Annotated in this window: 21 protein-coding genes; 13 read left to right on the forward strand and 8 right to left on the reverse strand. The window is 63.4% G+C overall.

The genetic code is table 11. From position 1 onward, the window contains the following. The first annotated feature begins 5 nt into the window (after nucleotides 1-5). From IHE39_RS09730 to IHE39_RS09740, 3 genes are read left to right on the forward strand one after another with little or no spacing between them, the layout of a single operon-like run. Complete coding sequence (locus tag IHE39_RS09730; protein ID WP_192566325.1) at nucleotides 6-1,577, forward strand: heme biosynthesis protein HemY; 1,572 nt, start codon at nucleotides 6-8, stop codon at nucleotides 1,575-1,577. Between the two features lie 47 nt (nucleotides 1,578-1,624). Next, nucleotides 1,625-2,104: a tellurite resistance TerB family protein gene (locus IHE39_RS09735; RefSeq protein WP_184768175.1), complete on the forward strand. Its 480-nt coding sequence runs from the start codon at nucleotides 1,625-1,627 to the stop codon at nucleotides 2,102-2,104. A 7-nt stretch (nucleotides 2,105-2,111) separates the two neighbouring features. Next, a complete protein-coding gene (locus IHE39_RS09740; protein ID WP_184768174.1) occupies nucleotides 2,112-2,822 on the forward strand; it encodes a glutamine amidotransferase in 711 nt (236 codons plus the stop codon). Nucleotides 2,823-2,825: 3 nt separating this feature from the next. Here IHE39_RS09740 and IHE39_RS09745 read toward each other — a convergent pair whose 3' ends face one another. The 7 genes from IHE39_RS09745 to IHE39_RS09775 form a co-directional block, all read right to left on the reverse strand. Next, complete coding sequence (locus IHE39_RS09745) at nucleotides 2,826-3,281, reverse strand: SgcJ/EcaC family oxidoreductase (protein ID WP_192566326.1); 456 nt, start codon at nucleotides 3,279-3,281, stop codon at nucleotides 2,826-2,828. A gap of 150 nt (nucleotides 3,282-3,431) precedes the next feature. Further along, a complete protein-coding gene (locus tag IHE39_RS09750) occupies nucleotides 3,432-4,673 on the reverse strand; it encodes an MFS transporter (RefSeq protein ID WP_184768172.1) in 1,242 nt (413 codons plus the stop codon). A 187-nt stretch (nucleotides 4,674-4,860) separates the two neighbouring features. Beyond that, nucleotides 4,861-5,292 (reverse strand): hypothetical protein, encoded by a 432-nt coding sequence (locus IHE39_RS09755; RefSeq protein ID WP_184768171.1) that lies wholly within the window; start codon nucleotides 5,290-5,292, stop codon nucleotides 4,861-4,863. Nucleotides 5,293-5,586: 294 nt separating this feature from the next. Continuing rightward, complete coding sequence (locus IHE39_RS09760; RefSeq protein ID WP_184768170.1) at nucleotides 5,587-5,793, reverse strand: hypothetical protein; 207 nt, start codon at nucleotides 5,791-5,793, stop codon at nucleotides 5,587-5,589. 59 nt (nucleotides 5,794-5,852) lie between these two features. Continuing rightward, nucleotides 5,853-7,148, reverse strand: coding sequence for an O-antigen ligase family protein (locus IHE39_RS09765; RefSeq protein ID WP_192566327.1), 1,296 nt, complete (start codon nucleotides 7,146-7,148; stop codon nucleotides 5,853-5,855). 18 nt (nucleotides 7,149-7,166) lie between these two features. After that, nucleotides 7,167-8,417, reverse strand: coding sequence for a polysaccharide biosynthesis/export family protein (locus tag IHE39_RS09770; RefSeq protein WP_246485440.1), 1,251 nt, complete (start codon nucleotides 8,415-8,417; stop codon nucleotides 7,167-7,169). 88 nt (nucleotides 8,418-8,505) lie between these two features. Beyond that, nucleotides 8,506-9,180 carry a sugar transferase gene (locus tag IHE39_RS09775; protein ID WP_192566329.1) on the reverse strand — a complete coding sequence of 225 codons (675 nt, stop codon included), beginning with the start codon at nucleotides 9,178-9,180 and terminating at the stop codon, nucleotides 8,506-8,508. Nucleotides 9,181-9,793: 613 nt separating this feature from the next. Between IHE39_RS09775 and IHE39_RS09780 the strand changes: the two genes are divergently transcribed. The 8 genes from IHE39_RS09780 to IHE39_RS09815 all read left to right on the forward strand — a co-directional run bounded on the left by IHE39_RS09780 (nucleotide 9,794) and on the right by IHE39_RS09815 (nucleotide 17,919). After that, nucleotides 9,794-10,063, forward strand: a complete 270-nt coding sequence (locus tag IHE39_RS09780) for an exopolysaccharide production repressor protein (protein WP_192566330.1) — start codon at nucleotides 9,794-9,796, stop codon at nucleotides 10,061-10,063. Between the two features lie 301 nt (nucleotides 10,064-10,364). Continuing rightward, complete coding sequence (locus tag IHE39_RS09785) at nucleotides 10,365-11,375, forward strand: glycosyltransferase (protein WP_192566331.1); 1,011 nt, start codon at nucleotides 10,365-10,367, stop codon at nucleotides 11,373-11,375. 4 nt (nucleotides 11,376-11,379) lie between these two features. Then, the gene (locus IHE39_RS09790; RefSeq protein ID WP_192566332.1) at nucleotides 11,380-11,784 is read left to right on the forward strand and encodes a hypothetical protein; all 405 of its coding nucleotides are present in this window, start codon (nucleotides 11,380-11,382) and stop codon (nucleotides 11,782-11,784) included. Between the two features lie 127 nt (nucleotides 11,785-11,911). Next, nucleotides 11,912-12,733, forward strand: a complete 822-nt coding sequence (exoK, locus tag IHE39_RS09795; protein ID WP_192566333.1) for an endo-1,3-1,4-beta-glycanase ExoK — start codon at nucleotides 11,912-11,914, stop codon at nucleotides 12,731-12,733. 64 nt (nucleotides 12,734-12,797) lie between these two features. Further along, nucleotides 12,798-14,165: a UDP-glucose dehydrogenase family protein gene (locus IHE39_RS09800; RefSeq protein WP_192566334.1), complete on the forward strand. Its 1,368-nt coding sequence runs from the start codon at nucleotides 12,798-12,800 to the stop codon at nucleotides 14,163-14,165. Continuing rightward, entirely contained in the window at nucleotides 14,162-15,241 is a 1,080-nt protein-coding gene (locus IHE39_RS09805; protein ID WP_192566335.1) for a glycosyltransferase, read from the forward strand. Before IHE39_RS09800 ends, IHE39_RS09805 begins: the two co-directional genes overlap by 4 nt. Nucleotides 15,242-15,280: 39 nt before the next feature. Further along, a complete protein-coding gene (locus IHE39_RS09810; RefSeq protein ID WP_192566336.1) occupies nucleotides 15,281-16,462 on the forward strand; it encodes a glycosyltransferase in 1,182 nt (393 codons plus the stop codon). Further along, the gene (locus tag IHE39_RS09815) at nucleotides 16,459-17,919 is read left to right on the forward strand and encodes a lipopolysaccharide biosynthesis protein (protein ID WP_192566337.1); all 1,461 of its coding nucleotides are present in this window, start codon (nucleotides 16,459-16,461) and stop codon (nucleotides 17,917-17,919) included. Before IHE39_RS09810 ends, IHE39_RS09815 begins: the two co-directional genes overlap by 4 nt. On the opposite strand, the gene IHE39_RS09820 is transcribed toward IHE39_RS09815, so the two are convergent. After that, nucleotides 17,821-19,236: a polysaccharide pyruvyl transferase family protein gene (locus IHE39_RS09820; RefSeq protein WP_353527910.1), complete on the reverse strand. Its 1,416-nt coding sequence runs from the start codon at nucleotides 19,234-19,236 to the stop codon at nucleotides 17,821-17,823. The genes IHE39_RS09815 and IHE39_RS09820 overlap by 99 nt on opposite strands. On the opposite strand from IHE39_RS09820, the gene IHE39_RS31125 reads away from it, so the two are divergent. Then, a complete protein-coding gene (locus IHE39_RS31125) occupies nucleotides 19,193-19,291 on the forward strand; it encodes a pentapeptide repeat-containing protein (RefSeq protein WP_353527909.1) in 99 nt (32 codons plus the stop codon). The two genes, IHE39_RS09820 and IHE39_RS31125, sit on opposite strands and share 44 nt — an antisense overlap. Before the next feature lie 126 nt (nucleotides 19,292-19,417). After that, on the forward strand, nucleotides 19,418-20,575 hold the full coding sequence (locus tag IHE39_RS09825; protein ID WP_192566339.1) for a glycosyltransferase family protein: 1,158 nt from the start codon (nucleotides 19,418-19,420) through the stop codon (nucleotides 20,573-20,575). Nucleotides 20,576-20,601: the final 26 nt, after the last annotated feature.

Genomic DNA, 20,601 nt, shown 5'->3' on the forward strand with positions numbered 1-20,601 from the left:
GCCAGATGATCCGTATCCTGTTTTATCTGGCCATCGTCTTTGCGCTTGGGCTTGGCTTTGCCTGGCTGGCGGACCGTCCTGGCGACATGGTCGTGACCTTCAGCGGCTACCAGTACAAGGTCAGCCTGATGGTGGCGGCGGTGGCGGTCACCGCCATCGTTGCGGCGACAATGCTGAGCTGGTGGCTCACCAAAGCGGTTTGGAACAGCCCTTTCACCATTGCCCGCCATTTTCGCGCCCGCCGGCGCGACCGCGGCTACCAGGCGCTGTCGACCGGCATGATCGCGGCCGGAGCGGGTGACGCAGCACTGGCGCGCAAGAAAAACAAGGAAGCCGCCAAGCTGATCAACTCGGACCAGGAGCCGCTGATCCATCTGCTCGATGCCCAGGCGTCGCTGCTCGAAGGCGATCACGATACGGCGCGGCAGAAGTTCGAGGCGATGCTGGACGATCCCGAGATGCGCCTGCTCGGCCTGCGCGGGCTTTATCTCGAAGCCGAGCGCCTCGGCGACCGGGCCGCAGCACGCCATTATGCCGGCCGAGCTGCGGGCCTTGCGCCGCAGCTTGGCTGGGCCGCCGATTCGACGCTCGAGGAAAAGACCGAGCGCGGCGACTGGGATGGGGCGCTGGCGCTCGTCGATGCGCAAAAGTCGACGCGCCAGATCGAGCGCGAGGTTGCCAACAACAAGCGCTCGGTGCTGCTGACCGCCAAGGCGCTCTCGCTGCTTGAAAGCGACTTCAACGCGGCGCGGACGGCAGCGCTGGAGGCAAACCGGCTGCGGCCGGAGTTTGGACCGGCGGCGACCGTCGCCGCAAAAGCGCTGTTTCGCCAGAATGACGTGCGCAAGGGCTCGAAGGTGCTGGAAACAGCGTGGAAGGCGGAGCCGCTACCCGACATCGCCGAGCTCTACGTCCATGGCCGTCCCGGCGATGCCGTGCTCGACCGGCTGGCGCGGGCGAAGAAGCTGCAGTCGCTGAAGCAGAACCATCCGGAATCCTCGCTCGCCGTGGCGCGGGCGGCCCTCGAGGCGCAGGACTACAAGCTGGCGCGTTCCGAGGCAGAGGCTGCGGCGCGGATGCAGCCGCGCGAGGGCGCCTATCTTCTGCTCGCCGACATCGAGGAAGCGCAGAGTGGCGACCAGGGCAAGGTCAGGCAGTGGCTGTCGCGGGCCGTGCGCGCACCGCGCGACCCGGCCTGGGTGGCGGATGGCGTGGTCTCCGAGCGTTGGGCGCCGTTTTCGCCCGTCACCGGCCGGCTGGATGCCTTCGCATGGAAGGCGCCGGAGGAGCGCCTCGGCCATCTGATCGAGCAGGATGACGAGCCAGCGGAGCGGGTGTCGATCCCGAGCATTGCCGCGGCACAACCGGCTGGCGATGACATCGTCGACGTGATCGTCGAAAGCGATGCCGAACCGGACAAGGCTGTCGAGCCGTCGAAGCCGGTGCCGCCCGCTCCCGACGGGATCGAAGCCCTTGTCGATGACGACAAGGCCGAGCCGATCCGTCTGCCCGACGATCCCGGCGTCGATCCTGAGGTAGAGCGGGAAAACGCCCAGAAGCGGTTCCGTTTGTTTTGATTTCCCCTCGTGCCTAGATCTAGGCTTGGTTGAAACAGGATTCGACGATGTTCGAACGCATGATTTCGTTTCTGAAGGACCTGCCGGCGGCAGGAGCGAGGGTCAGCCGCGAGGACGATCCGCGCGTCGCGGCGGCAGCACTGATGTATCATGTCATGGACGCCGATGGCGACCGGCAGGACGTCGAGTGGGAGCGGGTCAAGCAGCTGCTGAGCCAGAGCTACGGCATTTCGGGCGCCGAACTCGACAGGCTGGTCAAGGCCGGCGAGCAGGCCGACAATGAGGCGATCGATCTCTACGCCTTTACCAGCGTGCTCAAGCGCAACCTCGACGACCAGGCGCGCAAGGACTTTATCGGCATGATGTGGGAAATCGTCTATGCCGATGGCGAGTTGCACGAGATGGAGGACAACACCATCTGGCGCATCGCCGAGTTGATCGGCGTCGAAGGCCGCGACCGCGTCGAGGCCAAGCGCAAGGCAGCCGAGAAGGCGCAGCGCTTCGTCGGACCCGAAACGGACGAGTAGGCGGCCGATGCCGGGCAGGGCGCGAGCAAAGATCCTGGTGGTACTGCATCAGGAGCATTCGAGTGCCGGCCGGGTCGGCCATGTGCTGATCGAAAACGGCTTCGACCTCGACATTCGCCGGCCACCGCTCGGTGATCATTTGCCCGAGACACTCGACGGACATGCCGGTGCGGTGGTTTTCGGCGGGCCGATGAGCGCCAACGACCACGATGAATTCGTGCGCCGCGAAACCGATTGGCTGGCCGTGCCGCTCAGCGAGAACAGACCGTTTCTCGGCATCTGCCTCGGTGCCCAGATGCTGGTCAACCATCTCGGGGGCAAGGTCGAGGGACATGGCGAGGGTCTTGTCGAGATCGGCTGGTATCCGATCAGGGCGACGGAGGAGGGCCGCAAGCTGATGCACTGGCCTGAGATGGTCTACCAGTTCCATCGCGAGGGCTTTTCGCTGCCCACGGATGCCGTGCTGCTGGCATCGTCCGACAGCTATCCCAACCAGGCCTTCCGCTATGGCGACAATGCCTGGGGCATCCAGTTCCACGCCGAGCTGACGCGGGTGATGATGCAGCGCTGGGTGGTGCGCGGCGCCGAACGTTTCGTGTTGCCCGGCGCCCAGCCCGGCCGCGACCATCTCGGCGGACGGCTGATCTGGGACATGCATCTCAAGCGTTGGCTCGACGAATTCCTGGTCAGGATCTTCGGCGAGCCGGCAAAGGGCTGACGCCTATTTCTTGCCATCGCGAGCGTCGATTTCGCCCTGCTGGGTGTCGATCGCCACCGTCTGCACCTTGGTGTTCTGGCCGGCGCCGATCATCCAGCGGCCATTTTCCTTGACCAGTACGTAGAGCGGTGAGCCCTCGAGTTCGCCGGCGATCGGGCTGCCATCCTTGTGGATCGGGCGCTGGCGGACATTCACCGCTGCGACCTCGGGGCTCAGCATGGTGACATGGGCGACGTCATAGCGCGCATACTGGTCGCCCAGGTCAGGCGTCAGCACCTTGCGGGTGAAGTCGGCGATCTCGGTCTTGTTGGTGAAACGCCTGCCAAAGGCGGTGACCCAGACGGCGTCGGGCCGGAACAGGGCGAGGAAATCCTCGGCGGAGCGCTCGTTTTGCGATCGCTCGACCTCGGAGATCAGCTTGTTGATCAAGGCGAGGTCGTTTTCATCCACGTTGGCCATGGTCATTCCACGCTGTTCTGACGCTCGCATAGTGTTCGTCTTTGCTGCGATCTGGCGGAGCAAGCATCGCAATCCGCCAATCGATGTAGAGAAATGTATGAATACGTAGCGATATTTGCAACACTGGCAAAGCATCAAGGGCTGGAAAGTTCAGGGGCGTCCGTCGAGGCGCCTGACCTTGCGCAAGGCGGGGAATGTCCAGGCCCAGATGCCGGCAACCGCAATGGCGCCGATGCCGCCGAAGATGACGGCAGGCGCGGTGCCGATGAGGGCGGCCATGGTGCCGGCGCGGAACTCGCCAAGCTCGTTGGAGGCGCCGACAAAGACGCCGTTGACCGCGTTGACGCGGCCGCGGACATGGTCGGGCGTCCACAGCTGGATCAACGTTTCCCTGATGTAGACGCTGACCATATCGGTGGCGCCAAGCAGGGCCAGGGCTGCGATCGACAGCCACGGGATTGTCGAAACCCCGAAGATCGCGGTGGCGACGCCGAACAGCGCGACAAAGACGAACATGGCGATGCCGGCATGGTCGCGGATCGGGTGACCGGCGAGCCAGACGGCAACGACGATCGCGCCGAGGCCGGGGGCGGCGCGGAGCAGGCCGAGGCCCCATGGCCCAAGGTCGAGGATGTCGCGGGCATAGACCGGCAGAAGTGCGACGGCGCCTGACAACAGCACGGCGAAGAGATCGAGCGAGATGGCGCCGAGCACGATCTTTTCGCCCCAGATGTAGCGAAAGCCGGCAAACAGGGTCTCGACCGACGGCTTGTCGGTCTCGCTGCGCTGGACCGGGCGGGGGATCGAGAAGATCAGCGCCGTCGATGCAAGCATCAGCACCGCAGCGGCACCGTAAGCGGCTTCGGGCGACAGGCCGTAGAGCAGGCCGCCGGCGACCGGCCCGACGATCGTCGCCATCTGCCAAGCCGAGGAGTTCCAAGCAACCGCATTGGCGAAATCCTCCGCCGGCACGAGATTGGCGACCAGCGAAGCGGAGGCCGGGCCAAAAAAGGCGCGCGCGATGCCGAAAACGGCGAGCACGGCGAAGATCGGCAAAGGGCTTGCCATGCCGTGGAAGGTCAGCGCCAGCAGGGCCGCGGCGCAGCCGGCCTCGACAAGGGCGGAGAGGCCCATGATCAGCCTGCGCCCGAAACGGTCTGCAACCACGCCGGTGACCAGCACGAGAAGCAGTGCGGGTGCGAACTGGATGACGCCGACAAGGCCGAGGTCGAATGGGTCGCGGGTCAGGTCATAGACCTGCCAGCCGACGCCGACCGAGATGATCTGGGTCGAAAAGGTGCCCAGGAAACGTGCTACCCAGTAGCGCGAGAAGGCGCCATGGCGGAAGGCGGCGAAGCGCTGTTCGGGTGCCGTGTCTATGTCGGATGTCATCGGGCGGGCGAAAACAACTGTTGCGGCGCCGGCCCGGATCGCGCCAGCAGACGGATGCTGCCATAGCGCAGATTTGGCCCCATGGGGTGGAATTATGCCACTGGATCAAAGTTTTTAGGGCCGGCTGGCCAACGCGGCCCGGCACTTCACGCCGCCGGGCCAACGCCGCTCGGTCCTGGCGAGGCTGCTACCTGACGAAGACCGTGACTGCGCCATCGGCGCCGATGCTGGCGGCAACGATGGCCGAGGTGTCGACTGTCTGGGCGTCGATCTGCTTTTTCAGCGCGCTGTTGGCCATGATCGCGGCCTGCACGCCGGTAATGTCGGCCTCATTGTCGCTCACTGCCTTGTCCAGCGCCTGCTTGTCACTGCCGCTGACGATGTCGGACAGCTTGGCGATCTGGACGCTACCGACTGTCGTCATCGCCTGGATCGCCGTTGCGGTGCTCCGGCTGGCCTCGATCGACGACATGACGGTGCCGAGGTCGGCCTTGGCGCCGGTGCTGGCCGTGGTGGCGCTATCGACCTGCGCAGCCGGACTGACGGCGTCCTCTGCGGCGACCGGTGCTGCCAGCATCGCAGACGCAAGCAGGATCGCGATGGCGATTGAATGTTTCATCTTTTCCTCTCGAATTTTGGCCGCCCGCGCTTCTGACTAACCGACCGGACCGGCTTCGGTTCCGCAAAAATGGAGGGTGCAAGCAAAAAGCCCCACGGCGCAGCCGACTACGCCCCCATCATCCAGATGACCGCGCTTGATGCCCCAAACACCACGGCGATGTAAAACCAGTCTGTCCAATCCATCGAGGGCTCCCGAGTTGGGCGTTGCTCGCAACGTTCCGACCACCGGGACTCGCTGCTCATCGCGGCCCGGACTGCATCGCTGCAGGCTGGTTCGTTGCCCAGATGCCAGTCACTGCAAGAGATGCAGTACCAGGATGAAGGCGGTCGCGTTGGTGTGAAGTATCGTTGTTGCCATCGCCAGCATGACGGCTGCGACAAAGTACAATTCTGCCTGCTGTTCGCCCTTTTCGGGGCGTTGTGGTTGCAGTGGCGTCGGCATCGTGTCGGCTCCAGCAATATCAGCTGAATCAATTCCCGAAACGACGGACAGTTCCATGACGTCGCTGGGGAATCGGCAGAGGACCGGAGCCGGCAGCCCGATGCTGGCGGCCCTCGTTAACGCTGGACGGCTTGAACGGGGTCGTTCGACGATATGGCAGGGGCATGCAGGCGCCAGTCCGGTGCCGAACCGGACATTCGCTTTGCCACCGGTTCCTTGGCGCGGGCCCAGCAATAATAGAGCAGGAACGAGCCGATGACATAGGGCTGGAGGATGTCGACCTCGAAGAACGAGCGGATGACCAGAAGAGCGAGCAGGCCTGTCTGCAACAGGGCTTCGGTCCAGTCGCCCGCAGACAGCAGTCGCATGATGCAGAGCCTGAGGATGGCGAGCAGTGGCACCACGATCATGACGGCACCAACATAGCCTGTTTCCACCAGCGCCTCGATGTAGGTGTTGTGGAAATGGAAGCCGGTGCGCGAGGTGATGTAGAACTCGTTCCACAGCCGCTCCGCTTCGGAAAAGCCCTGCACCCAGTAGGCGGCGTAGCCGACGCCGAGCAATGGCGTGCTGGCTGCGGCATCGATGCCCTGCTGCCAGAGATAGGTGCGGCCGGTCAGCGTCGAATCCTTGCCGAAGGCGCCGAGCACCATGTCGACCGCACCGACATTGAGCGCGGCCAGGACAGCCGTGCCGGCAAGCACGAGGCCAGCGGCGAAGAAGATCCTGCGGTTGCTCGGCGAGAATGCCTCCAGCCCGGCGATGGCGACGACCATGGCCACGGCTGCCGGTGTGGCGAGCATCGAGGTTGCCGATTGCGACAGCACCAGCGACGCGGCCGAAAGGGCGACGACGCCAAGAGCAAAGAGGCGGGCGATGCGGCTTCGGGTCAAAAACAGCGCGAAGTAGCAACCGAACAGCACGCCCAGCGAGGCGTAGAAGCCAAGCTGGTTCTTGGAGCCGAAGGCGCCGACGAAGCTGTAGGTGCCGTCGAGCGCATCATAGACATAACCGCCCGAAACCATGGAATAGGCGAGGATGACGGCAATGCCTGCGATGGCACCGATGGACAAGGTGCGCGCATCGATCACGCGGGCGGCGATGACGGCGCAGACGACATGCGACAGATATTGCAGCGCCGCCCGGGCGGTGACGTCAGGCGCGTCGGACCAGAAATAGGACAGGCATGCCAAAAGCGCGAAGGCCAAAAGCTGCGGCGACTGGGCAAGGCGGCCAAGCGTGAAGCGGTAGTCGACGAAAACCAGCGGCAGCCAGACCGCGTAATACATCAGAATCGAGATCTGGCCGATGCGGAAAGAGTAGGCGAAGACGAAGAAAGAGACGGCGACCGCAAACGCGCCATACAGCGTGTTGCGGCCGGGATCGACCAGTGACGATTTCCTGATCCGCATCGCGCCTGACCCGCCTGTCTACCGGACGAGCGGGCCACCCGACCGCTCGACCTTGATCACGTCGCCGGGCAGGATGGGCGTGTCTTCGATGGCGGTAATTTCCTTGCTCTTGCCATCGCCGCCCTTGCGAACGAGGACAAAGGAGATTGCCTGTTCGGCGCCGGCCGCGGCAGGTGCGGTGCCACCGGCTTCGGCGATCAGGCCCTTTTGCATGCCGAGCTTGAGCGTCACCGCATTGAGCTCGCCGACGGTCTTCTGGCGCTCGACCGCCAGTTCGGATTCGGCGTCGTTCTTGAGGTCGATCGCTTCCTGCTCGGCCTTGCTGATGTCCTGCTTGGCCCGCAGCATGGCGGTTTCGAGATCGAGGATCTTGCCTTCCATCTCGGCAATGGAGCGCTCGCTCGACAGTACCCGCGTGTTCACGACCAGGCCCTTCTGGGCCAGCGTGTCGATGCCGCTGAGCTCCTTCCTGGCGAGCTCGATCTGGCGGTTTTGCGTTTCGGACTTCTGGCCGAGCGAAACGATTTCGCGCTCGAGCAGGCCCTTGAGGTTGTCGAGCGCCTGCAGCCTGAGCGTCAGCTTCTTCTGGCGCGAGGCCATGATCGCGGTCTCGTTGGCGACCATGCCTGCGACCGCCGGCAAGGAGGCGATCTCCATGGGCGCCGCGAACTCGGTCTTGCCGGCAAGCTCGGCGTCGATCCGAACCTGGGTCACCATCAGGCGGAGCTGCTCGTCGGAAAGCACGGCGTGGCTGCCTTCGGCGGTGATCAGGTCGCGTTCGGTGCGGGCGCCATCGGCGCCGCGGCGCATGCCGCCGGCGATGCTGATCGCCTTGAGCACGGTGAGGTCAGGCGCATAGGCATACTGGCCAGGGCTCTGGATGTCGCCCGAGATGTAGAAGGGGCGGAACTGCGCGACCTCGACCGAAGCTTCCGGGCGGTCGGACAGGCCGAACTTGTCCTGCAACGTTTTGCCGATCGTCTTGGCGATTTCGGCGGTGGTCTTGCCTGTTGCAGGTGTCTCGCCAACGAAAGGCAGGGACAGCTTGCCTGACGGCCCGATCGTATATTCGCCACTGACCGACGACCAGTCGCGGAAGGCGCCTTCGACCGTCTGCCATTCGACGACGCGGATGGTCAGCTTGTCCTGGGTGCCGAGCTTGTAGTCTTCGGCTGAGGAAATGGACGCCGAAATGGCAAGGGTCAGGCAAAGCCCGCCGCCCAGGCTGAGGAGGCGCCGCTGGCGCGGATGGGAGCCGTTGTGGTTCAAGGGTTTTGTCCGTTCCTGTGCCACGGCGCATACGCCGCGGCGAATGGCTGGCGCGCCCCACATGGGGTGCTGCCCGATTGCGGCTGGCTCAGTAGCTGCCGCGCGACATGCAGACGGCCGGAACCGTCTTCAAGATGATGCGGATGTCTTCGGCGAGCGACCAGTTCTCGACATAGTGGCGATCGAACGCCACGCGGCTGTCATAGGAGACGTCGTTGCGTCCACTGACCTGCCACAGCCCGGTGAGTCCCGGCCGCGACTTGAGATAGAAGACAACCGCCTTGCCGTAATATTCGAGTTCGTCGCGGACCACCGGACGCGGACCGACGATGCTCATGTCGCCCAAAAGAATGTTGATGACCTGCGGCAGTTCGTCGAGGCTGAGCTTGCGCAGCACGGTGCCGACGCGCGTCACGCGCGGGTCGTCCTTGAGCTTGCGCGTCGCTTCCCACTCGGCCCTGGCTTCCGGGTCGTCACGGAAATGCGCGGCGAGAACCGCGTCGCCGTCGGGAACCATGGTGCGGAACTTGAGGCACTGGAAGATACGGCCGCCACGGCCGATCCGGCGATGGCCATAAAAGACCGAGCCGCCGTCGGAGACTTTCACCAAAATGGCGATGAGCAGGAACAACGGGCTCAGTGCGACGATCCCGAGACCTGCACCGATGACGTCGAATCCGCGCTTGGCCACGCCACCGAGCGGAGGAAGGTCGGCGGCCACGTGTGGAAATTCCAAGCTGCTCGACTTGGCTAGATCCCTCATGCTGCAACTCCAATTGGTCGATAAATCGCCCCAGAATCGCCCTGTCTCAGGATATGGTCGCTATGCTGCGCCGCAACACACGTTTTTTTGACGCGTGAAATATTTACGCCAGTAGTTGTCCAAGAACCGTGCATGGCGTGCACAAAAAGAGCTCAATACGACAGTTTTGTGTCCAATCGATTTATGTGTGTGCAGAATCGGACACCCCAATCGAGTGCCAATGCCTACGATTACATCTTCAACGTTCTGCTAACAATTGAGCAATGTGCGTCGCAAGATACGAACATATTGTTCGAATAGCCGGCAATCGCCATAATGTTCTGAAATAACGCCGTTGAAGCAAAAAATGATTTCGACTTGGGGCGTTGTCTGGCGGTGCAATGCAGCATTCATCTTCGCAATCTAGACTCGCCTTACAAGAGGCTCCGCTTGCTGACAGTTGGGCGGGCCAATATAGTGGATTGACGTTCTTCGGGCCGAGCGGCTGGGGCCGCGCCGGTATCAAAACAAAACGAAGGAACGGACGTGGGCGGAAGCTTTCAGGGCAAGGGGAGTTGCAAGCAACATGGCGACGAAATCAGTGCCGATGTCTCCGGCCTGACGATCTGCTGACATGACTTTACCCAAATTCGTGTTCGGCATGGCGATGGTCATCGCGGTCGTGGCGCTGTGGTCTTACGTGGATGCTGCCGGCTGGGGCACGATCTTGCTGCGCGCAGTGATATGCGCGGTTGTTCTTCAGGTGGGCTACTTCCTTGTCGTCGTGGCGATGGTGCTGCGCGCCGGGCCGAAACGGGCTGAAACCGGCAAGGCGAAGACCGCGGCCGAAGGTGCTGCCACTGTTCCAGCCGACGACCTGACACCCAAAGGCAGCGCGCACTAGGCCTGCAAAGGCCCGGCTGCAGAAAGCATGCCGGCGCAGTATTGCCGCCGCCTTCCTCACCTTCGGATCCTGAAAAGATGCCTCTTCGCGTGATGTCGTATCGCCGTCGCCGCTGTTTGTAGCGGCACCTGGCGTGATCGACTCGACGCGTCTGTACACCTTGGAAAGCCGCTGCCGGGCACCATCGACGGCAAAGCATTCGGGACCCAAGCGTGAATCGCCGTAACAAAAGTTGGGGTTCCCTTGTTAGCAGGTGCAATATAGCTCTTGCGTCGGCGGGCTATGACGAAAGGCAACCGACGTGAGCGGATCCGACGTCTGTGTCATCATTGCTGCGCGCAACGCAGCCGAAACGATCACGACGGCCATCGCCTCCGCTCTGCTGGAGCCGGAGGTGGCCGAGGTCGTGGTCGTGGACGATGCCTCGACCGATGCGACCGAGGCCGTGGCGCGCGCCGCCGACGATGGCAGCGGCAGGCTCCTGGTGCTGCGACTGGACGTCAATCGCGGCCCGTCCTTTGCGCGCAACATGGCGATACGCCAGTCGAGAGCACCGCTGATCAGCATCCTCGATGCCGACGATTTCTTCTTGCCGGGACGGTTTGCGAAGCTGGTGGGCTGCGATGGCTGGGACATTGTCGCCGACAACATCATCTTTGTCGAACACGCCTCGGTACGTGACGTGCTTTCGGGTAGCGTCGCGCAGTTCGACGCGGATCCGACCGAGCTCGATCTTGCCGGTTTCGTTGCCGGCAACATTTCCAGGCGCGGCACGAGGCGCGGCGAACTGGGTTTCCTCAAGCCGGTGATGCGGCGCGCCATGCTCGCCGAGCACGGCCTCCATTATGACGAGCAGCTGCGGCTCGGCGAAGACTATGCGCTCTACGCCCGAGCCCTGGCTTGCGGCGTGCGCTTCAAGCTGATCCGTTCCTGCGGCTACTGTGCGGTGGTCCGGCCCAATTCGCTGAGCGGCCAGCATCGCACCGAAGACCTCAAGCGCCTGGCCGACGCAGATCTCGACCTTTTGGCGCTTCCGGGGCTGGCAGCCGGACAAAGGCGTGTACTGCGCCGCCATGAGCGGCATGTGCGCGACAAATATCGCCTACGGCATTTCCTCGATCTCAAGGCTGCCAAGGGGCTTGCCGGCGCGTTGGCCTTTGCCGTCACTTCGGCGGCTAATCTTGCGGCCGTGGTGGAAGGGGTGGCACGCGACAAGCTCGAGCCGCTGCGCCGTCGACGCCCTTCGGCAATGGAAGCTGGTGCTGCGAGCGCGCGCTACCTGATGGCCGGCTCGGCCGCGAAGTCGAGATAGGCCTATGGCATCGATCTTCGCCTTCAGAACCCGCAGCCCCGACCGCGACCGGCAGACCGACGAGACGCGTTTCGGGCAGTTGTCGCGGGCGCTCGACGAGCTTGCCGCCGGTATCGAGGCCGAACGAACAGGCATCAGGAGCCGCTACGAGGCGGTCTCGGCCAATGCCGCGTTCCTCGTCGAAGCCATGGACAATTCAGCCGCCGTTTCCGCGCAGCGGGCGGGCGAGATGGACCAGCTGACGGAATCGTTGAAGGCTTGCCTGCGCCGCATCGAGGTGCTTGGACGGCAAAAGGATTTCGTCTCCGGGCTTCGTCATTCACTGGACATTTTTGTCGATGAAGGTCGCAAGACCGACGAGGAATCATCGGCACGTTTGGCGCAAGGGGAGGCCCGGCGCCAGTTTTAGGCCCGACGCGACGGGGCCTGACTTTCGGGAGGATGGGAGGATTTATCGGCCGGCTGGGGGCATCTCCGGCCGGTGTGGCAATGCGGTTTCCGGGCGGGAGGCGCGAAGACACAAGGATGACCTGGCTATGAACGCGAACGTCAAGGATTACAGCCCCAGCCAACATTTCGGCCGTGCCGCTGCGCTGGGAGTGTCGGTCATTCTCGCCGGCCTGCTCGGCACCTCGAGTGGCGCTGTGGCCCAGGAGGCCACCGGCAAGTCCTTCGTCGAGACATTCGACAAGCTGAGTGGGTCGCGCTGGTTCATCTCGGACGGCTGGGACAATGGCAAGCATCAGAACTGCACCTGGTCGAAAGAGCAGGTCAAGGTCGCCGATGGCAATCTGGTCCTGAGCTTCGAGAAGAAGCCGTTGAAAAACCGCGACTATTCGTGCGGTGAAGTGCAGACCAAGGAGCGGTTCGGCTACGGAACCTATGAGGCGCGGATGAAGACCGGCACCGGCTCGGGCCTGAACGCCGCCTTCTTCACCTATATCGGCCCGGTCCACAAGAAGCCGCATGACGAGATCGACTTCGAGGTTTTGACCAAGGATCCTTCGAAGGTGCAGGTCAATGCTTATGTCGGCGGCAAGTCCAACGACGAGAAGCTCGTCGACGTGCCAGGCGGGGCTGACAAGGGCTTCAACGACTATGCCTTCGTCTGGGAGAAGGAGCGGCTGCGCTGGTACGTCAACGGCCAGCTCGTGCATGAGGTGACTGAGCCATCGCAACTGCCCAGCAACCCGCAGAAGATCTTCTTCAGCCTGTGGGGAAGCGGAACGCTCAGCGAATGGATGGGGCGGTTTATCGAACCCACTGAACCAGTGACCATGGCAGTCGACAGGGTGGCTTACACGGCACCCGGCGAGGCCTGTCAGTTCGAGGGCTCGGTCGCTTGCTCGCTGCAATGACCGCCAGTCTCCAGTGCGCGGTCCGTCCGCGCTTCAACCTCATCAAGATACAGGAACGGACCGAATGAATCTGACAGTCTTTGGCATTGGCTATGTTGGTTTGGTGCAGGCGGCTGTGTTGGCCGAGGTCGGACATGACGTCGTCTGCGTCGATGTCGATGCGGCCAAGGTCGAGCGCTTGAACCAGGGTTTCATCCCGATCTTTGAACCGGGGCTGGAGGCGCTGGTGCGCGACAACCACGCCGCCGGGCGTATCGTCTTCACCACGGATGCGGCACTCGCCGTTCGCCATGGCGAGATCCAGATGATCGCCGTCGGCACACCGCAAGGCGAGGACGGCTCGGCCGACCTCAAATACGTGCTGTCGGTGGCCGACGCCATCGGCCGCGAGATGGCCGGACCGAAGATCGTGGTGACCAAGTCGACAGTGCCGGTCGGTACCGCCGACAAGGTGCGCGAAACGATGCTGGCGGCGCTGAAGCTGCGGGGCCGCGAGGAGCTTGGCTTCGACGTCGTCTCCAATCCGGAGTTTTTGAAGGAGGGCTCGGCGGTCGCCGACTGCATGAAGCCCGACCGCATCATCATAGGCACTGACAGCGAGGCCGCGGAAGCGGTGATGCGCGAGCTGTACGCACCGTTCAACCGCAACCACGAAAAGATGATCGTGATGGATGTGCGCTCGGCCGAGTTCACCAAATATGCCGCCAACTGCATGCTGGCGACCAAGATCAGCTTCATGAACGAGATGGCCAATCTGGCCGAACTGCTCGGCGCCGACATCGAGGAGGTGCGCAAGGGCATCGGCTCGGACCCGCGCATCGGCTACCACTTCATCTATCCCGGCCTGGGTTATGGCGGCTCGTGTTTCCCCAAGGATGTACGTGCCTTGATCCGCACCGCCGGCGATGTCGGCTTCGAGCCGGTGCTTTTGCATTCGGTCGAGGCGCGCAACAACGCCCAGAAGGCGGTGCTGTTCGACAAGCTCAAGGCGCATTTCAACGGCGACCTCGCGGGCAAGACCTTTGCTTTGTGGGGGCTCGCGTTCAAGCCCAACACCGACGACATGCGTGAGGCGCCGGCCCGTGTACTGATGGAAGCGCTATGGGCCGCCGGAGCCAAGGTCCAGGCCTACGATCCCGAGGCGATGAACGAGGCGCAGCAGATCTATGGCCAGCGCGACGACCTCACTCTCTGCGGCACCAAGGAGGCGGCTCTGCGTGGTGCGGATGCGCTGTTGATCGCCACCGAGTGGAAGAATTTCCGCGCACCGTCCTTCGAGCTGATCAGGGAACAACTGGCGACCCCTGTCATCTTCGACGGCCGCAACCTCTACGACCCGGCAGTCGTCGCCCGCCACGGCATCAAATACGTCTCCATTGGGCGAAAAGCAGCCGGGCAGGGCCGCCAGGCAAAAAGGGAGTTGGCCGCATGAGGGTGCTTTTTGCCGGCGGTAACGGCTATACGCCCGAATTCAGCGGCGGGGTCCAGTCGAGCACGCACCATCTCGTCGAGCAGCTCAGGGCGCATGGCCATGAGGCTTCGGTGCTCGCCGCGTTGTTTGGCGACGGCATGTTCGGCTTCAAGGCGCGCGCCAAGATGAAGCTGCTCAGGCAGCGCGCCGCAATCGATACGTTCCCCGGCTATCCCGTGGTCCGCGCCTGGTTCCCTTGGGAAGCCGCCGGCTTTGCCGTCCAGAAGCTGAAACCCGACGTCGCGGTGGTGCAGTGCCACAAATCGGTGCCGATCGGAAAGGCGCTGGAGGCCCAGGGCGTGCCGCTTGTCGTCTATCTCAGGAATGTCGAGTTCCATGAACTGGGCGGCGATCTCAGCGAGCTGAAATCAGCACTGTACATCGCCAACTCCGAGTTCACCGCGCGCACCTATGGGCAGCGTTTCGGCATCGAATCGACGGTCATTCCGCCGACGATCAACCCGGCGCACTACGCCACGCCAACGACGGGCGAGTTCGTTACGCTGATCAACCCTTATGAGGAAAAGGGCTTTGAACTTGCGGTCCGGATTGCCGGGCGATGCCCTGAGATACCTTTCCTGTTCGTCGAAAGCTGGAAGCTGGCCGACGACCACCGCACCCGCATCGAAGAGATCATCGCGCCGCTCGGCAATGTCAGGCTCGAAAGCCGGACCAACGACATGAAGACGGTCTATGGCCGCACCAGGATCCTGCTTGCGCCAAGCAAATGGGAAGAGGCCTGGGGTCGCGTCGCCTCGGAAGCGCATTGCAGCGGCATCCCCGTCATCGGCTCACGTCGCGGCGGATTGCCGGAGGCGATCGGCAGTGGCGGCGTGGTGCTGGATTATGACGCGCCGCTTGATCAGTGGGTTCAGACAGTGCGCGGCTTGTGGGACGACAGGGTGGAGTACAACCGCATGTCTGCCGCGGCACGCGTATTTTCCGAGCGCCCGCAGCTTGAGCCAGATGCCCAGTTCGCCACCTTCATGGGCGTGCTCGACCGGGCAGCGGCACGCGCCCTGAACAAGGCGGCCTGACTTGGCAGCAGTCCGTCCGAATTCCCGGAGAGCGGATCGATGAAAGTCTGTTTTGTCGTCGACAAGTTCCCCTCGCTCTCCGAGACCTTCGTGCTCGACCAGATCGAAGGGTGCCTCGCGCGCGGCATCGAGGTCGGCGTCGTCTGCAACGAGACGACCTTCGGCAAGGAACGCAACATCGACGACCCGCGCTGGCGCAACCTGCCCGGCGGCGTCGAGCAATGGTGGGGTGCGCTCGGGCCGCTGCGTCCCTCGCTGCGCCGATGGTCGGGACGGCTGTGGGATAAGGCGTCGACGGCGCTCGACATCGCCTTTGCCGGCAAGCTCGCTAGATATGACGTCATCGTCGCGCATTTCGGCAACAACGGCCTGCGCGTGGCGAGAGCCATGAAGCAGCGGCGGATCACAGCCCCCCTGGTAACCATCTTTCACGGCCATGATGTTGGCGCGCCAATGCATGACGGAACGCTGTCGCGCTATGAGGTGGTGTTTCAGCAAGGCGCGCTGCAGCTGCCGGTTAACGGCTTTTTCCGCAATGCGCTGATCGAGGCTGGGGCTGAGGCAGACACGGTCGCCGTGCATCACATGGGGGTCAATACCGAGGCGATCGGTTTTCGCGGCGCCAAGCAGGGCAACGATGCGCTGGCGATGATTTCGGTCTGCCGGCTCACCGAGAAGAAGGGTATCGAGTTCGCGCTGCGCGCGCTGGCGGCGATGCAGGCGGCACGACCCGAGATCGACTGGTCCTACACGGTGATCGGCGGCGGCGAACTGCTCGACGCGATGAAACAGCTGGCAGCCGAGCTTGGCATTTCGGGACGCGTCGCATTCCTTGGTCCGCGCCCGCATGCCGAGGTCAAGCAGCGGCTGGGCGAGGCGCAGGTCTTCGTGCTGCCGAGCGTCAGGGCGGGAGATGGCGATCTCGAAGGCATTCCGGTCGCGTTGATGGAAGCGATGGCCGCCGGCCTGACCGTCGTCAGCACCTACCATTCCGGCATTCCCGAGCTGGTCGAGGACGGCAAGACCGGGCTGCTGGCACCCGAAAGGGACGTCGCCGCGCTGGCGCAAAAATTGGTCTGGATCGCCGACAATCCCGGTGCCTGCGCAAGCCTCGCGGTTGCTGCGCGACGCAAGGTCGAGGAAGATTTCGATTCGGTCCGGCTCAACGACGCCTTCGCCGACACGCTTTATCGCCTCGCGGCAACCAAGGTCGCGGCATGAGCGCCGAAACCCAGCAATTGGGGCGCATCGCGCTCAGGGGCGGAGCGCTGACAGCGGCGGCGCAAGCGATCAAGATCGGCATCCAGTTCGTCTCGGTGGTGATCCTGGCGCGGATGCTGGCGCCGGAGGATTTTGGCCTTGTCGCGTCGGTTGGGCCGGTCATTGCCTTTGTCGGGCTGTTCCAGAATCTCGGACTGCAACAAGCCGTCATCCAGCGTCCCGAGATCAGCCAAGCCCAAATCAACCAGGTGTTCTGGATCAGCGCGCTGGCCGGCCTGATCTGCACCGTGATCATTGCCGCATTTTCGCCGGCGGTTTCGGCCTTTTACGGCGACGCCAGGATGACGGGCATTACGCTTGCCGCCGCCATGCCGCTGTTGCTCGGCAGCCTTGCGGCGCTGCCGCTGGCGCTGATGAACCGCAACCTGCAGTTCGGCCAGCTGGCGATCAATGACGTTGCGACCGCACTCGCCGGGCTGGGGGCGGCGATTGTTGCTGCCTATGCCGGGCTCGGCTATTGGGCGCTGGTGATTGGGCCGGCAGCCGGCGCCGTGGTGACGCTCTTTGGCGCATGGCTGGCGACGCGCTGGAAGCCGGGCAGGCCGAGCGTCAAGGTCGAGCGCGAGATCCTGTCCTTCGGCGCCAATCTCACTGGCTTCAACCTGGTCAATTTCTTCTCGCGCAATCTCGACAACATCCTGATCGGCAAGTTCTCCGGCCCGATCGAGCTCGGCTATTACGACCGCGCCTACAAGCTGCTGCTGTTTCCGCTGCAGAACATCAATCAGCCGCTGTCGCGGCTGATGGTGCCGCTGCTCAGCCGTATCCAGGACGACAAGCCGCGCTTTCGCGAGCTCTACCTCAGGACAAACTGGCTGCTCGCCTTCATCACCGTCCCCGGCATCGCCGCACTGACCATCGCTGCAAAGCCGGTTGTCGCCATCCTGTTTGGCGAGCGCTGGCTGGCGGTGGCGCCGATCTTCGCCTGGCTCGGCATTGCCGGCCTGATGCAGCCGGTGTCGAGCACGACGGGCTGGATCTTCATCTGCCAGGGCAAGACGAAAACGATGTTCCGCTGGGGTGTCTATTCGGCGCTGACCACGGTGCTGTCATTCGCTGTCGGGCTGAAATGGGGTGCGGTCGGGGTCGCTGCGGCCTACGCGATCAGCGGCTATGTGCTCAGGTTGCCGGTTCTTGCCGTGACGCTCGGGCGAACCGGCCCGGTCTCGGCGCTCGACTTTTTGATGGTGCAGGGCCTGCTGATCGTTGCGGCCGCCGTCGCCTGGTTCGGCTACGGCTACCTGCCGGTTGAGCTCACCGGGCAGTCCAACATCGTTGCGGCCTTGACGTCTGCAGCCCTAAGCTACGCGGTGGCGTTTGCCTTCATGGTCGCCGTGCCGCAGTCCCGCCGCGCCCTTGTCGAGGCCTGGAAAACCATCGCCCGCAACATCCGCTGAGGTGTCCGCGAGCAACGGCCTGACCAGGTCGGAGGCCGACATCGCCGAGGCATGTTCTTCGAGCACGGCGGCAAGGGTGGTTACCCTCAGGCGGTCGAGATCGCCGGCGAAGGCTCTGAGCTTCTGGCCGGCTTGTTCAGGAGTGACCGTGTCGATGTCGAGCAAAAGGTCGGCGAGGCCGACGCGTTTGGCGAGCTCGCGGGTCTTGAATTCGTAGGCGATCGGCAACACCGGCACGCCGACGCACAGCGACATGATCATCATGTGCATGCGGGTGGCTATGACGAAGTCGAAGCCCTTGACCAGTTCCATCAGCTGTTCGGGGGTATGGAAGTTGGCATCGACGCTGACCTGCGCTGCGATCTCAGGCGCCAGTTCGGCGACGATGGCCTTCGCGGTCTTCGAATCGTCATGGGCGTATTCCGGCACGCCCTGGCAGGTCGAAACGAAGGTCACCTGCTTGCCATGGTCACGCACCAGCGCGGTGGCGATATCGCGGATCGACTCCATGTAGCGGCGCATGCCGTCGGCGCCGTCATTGACGTAGTTCCAGTGCCGCACCGAAATGCCGACACGGCCTGTCGGCTGGGGCGGCGTGCCTGATGAAAGCAGCGCTTCGATGCGCTCCTTGTCGGCAAGCGCGAACACCGAATCGGCGACGACATGGCATTTGCCGGGATTGTCGACGAGGCCGGCGAGGTGACCGCGCGAGCGCTCGTCGCGCAGCAGGATCAGCGGGCTGCGGTCGAACACCGGTTTCAGTTCGCGGCGGTTGTAATCCTTGTCGAACGGCCCCATCGACTGGGTGAAAAAGACCGGATCCTTGCCGAAGACGGCGTCGCTGCGGAACTGGTTGAGGCGGCGTTCGAGGTTGTAGTTCTCGACCAGGTAGGTGCCGCCGGTGGTGACGACGAGGTCGGCCTGCCGGTACATCTGGAGGCTGCGACGATCCCCGGCGCTGAACATCGTCTCGTCCAGAGCCCGGCTCTTTCCGTAGTGGCGCAGCGCACTCAATGCGAGGCGGTTGTAGATCGGCTTGGCCAGGTTTTTCAGCCGGTTGTCGTCATAGGGGTATTTGAAGATCGATTCGGCCAACAGCTTGCGGATCTCGATGTCGGGATAGGCCTGACTGGGATAAAGCCGTGATGCCACTTCGGGCTGGCTGTCGAAGACCTGGAAGCGTAACTCGCCCGGATAGGCCGCCTTGAGAATGTGCCTGATGGCCAGCAGGATCGCCGCATCGCCGGTGTTCAGGCAGACGGTGTTTTCGACAATGACTGTCTTCAGAGGGACTGTCTTCAGAGGGACTGTCTTCAGGGGGGCTGTCTTCATCGGCGTTTGCCTCCTCGGATTGGTCGCGTCGGGAAGATAAGTACAGGCTAACCCGGCTATTTTGCGGCGCAACAATATTTGAGGTGCGCCCAGTCAATAATTGTTGCGATGCAGCAATGACTGCACTAGCCTCGTCGTCGGTGGGCCAAACTGCGAGCGTGAATTCATGCTGCATGTTCTGTACCTGGTGCACGATGTTTCCGACCCGGCAGTTCGTCGACGGATCATCATGCTCAAGGCCGGTGGCGCGCGCGTTACGCTCGCTGGTTTCCGCCGGACGCAGGAACTCGAAGACGTCGAAGGTGTGACACCGATCGACCTTGGTCATACGCGTGACGGCCGCTTCGCACAGCGGCTGGGCGCTGTTGCCATGGCAGCGACACGCATTGCCGCGTCGCTGAAAGCGGTCGACGCTCCCGACGTGATCGTCGCCCGCAATCTCGAAATGCTGGCGCTGGCGCAACGTGCCCGCAGCGCATTCTCATCCGCCGCGCCTGTTATCTACGAGTGCCTCGACATCCACCGGCTGGTGCTGCGCGAGGATGTTCTGGGCAAGAGCCTGCGCGGCGCCGAGCGGCTGCTCGGACGCAATGTCGGCCTGCTGCTGACCAGTTCGCCGGCCTTCGTCAGGCACTATTTCCAAAGGTTCGGCCAGATCGATGCCCCCATCGAGTTGGTCGAAAACAAGCTGCTGGAACTGGAACCGCGAACCGAGGTGGCGCCGTCGCCGGTACCATCGCTACCTTGGAAGATCGGCTGGTTTGGAGCGCTGCGCTGCCGCAAGTCGCTCGAACTGCTGGCCGATTTCACGCGTGGCGCGGATGGCCGCTTCGAGCTTGTGATGCGCGGGCGTCCGGCACTTTCGGAGTTTCCGGATTTCCATGGTCTGGTCGAATCCGCGCCCCATTTGGCGTTTAGAGGTGCCTATCGAAACCCCGAGGACATGGCCGACATCTATTCGCAGGTACATTTCTCATGGGCGATCGACTTCTTCGAGGAAGGGCAGAACTCGACATGGCTTCTGCCCAACCGGCTCTATGAGGGCTGCCGCTTCGGCACGGTGCCGATCGCCATGGCAGGCACCGAGACGGCCAGCTTCCTCGAACGCCAGCAGATCGGGCTGGTGCTTCCCGAGCCGTCGATCGCAGCATTGACGCAAACGTTCTCGGGCATGACGGCTGAACGCTACGCGGCTCTTCGCGCCGGCGTGCTTGCCCGCGACCAGGCGACCTGGATCTGCGACCGCTCCGATTGCCAGGCGCTGGTGGCGAGGCTCGAACGCGTCGCAGCCGAGAACGGCACCGCTCGCGCCATCGCCGCGTAACTTCCAACGGATCACAGACAAACAGC

The organism is Aminobacter carboxidus (assembly GCF_014863355.1).
In the GTDB taxonomy this organism is placed as follows: Bacteria; Pseudomonadota; Alphaproteobacteria; order Rhizobiales; family Rhizobiaceae; genus Aminobacter; species Aminobacter carboxidus.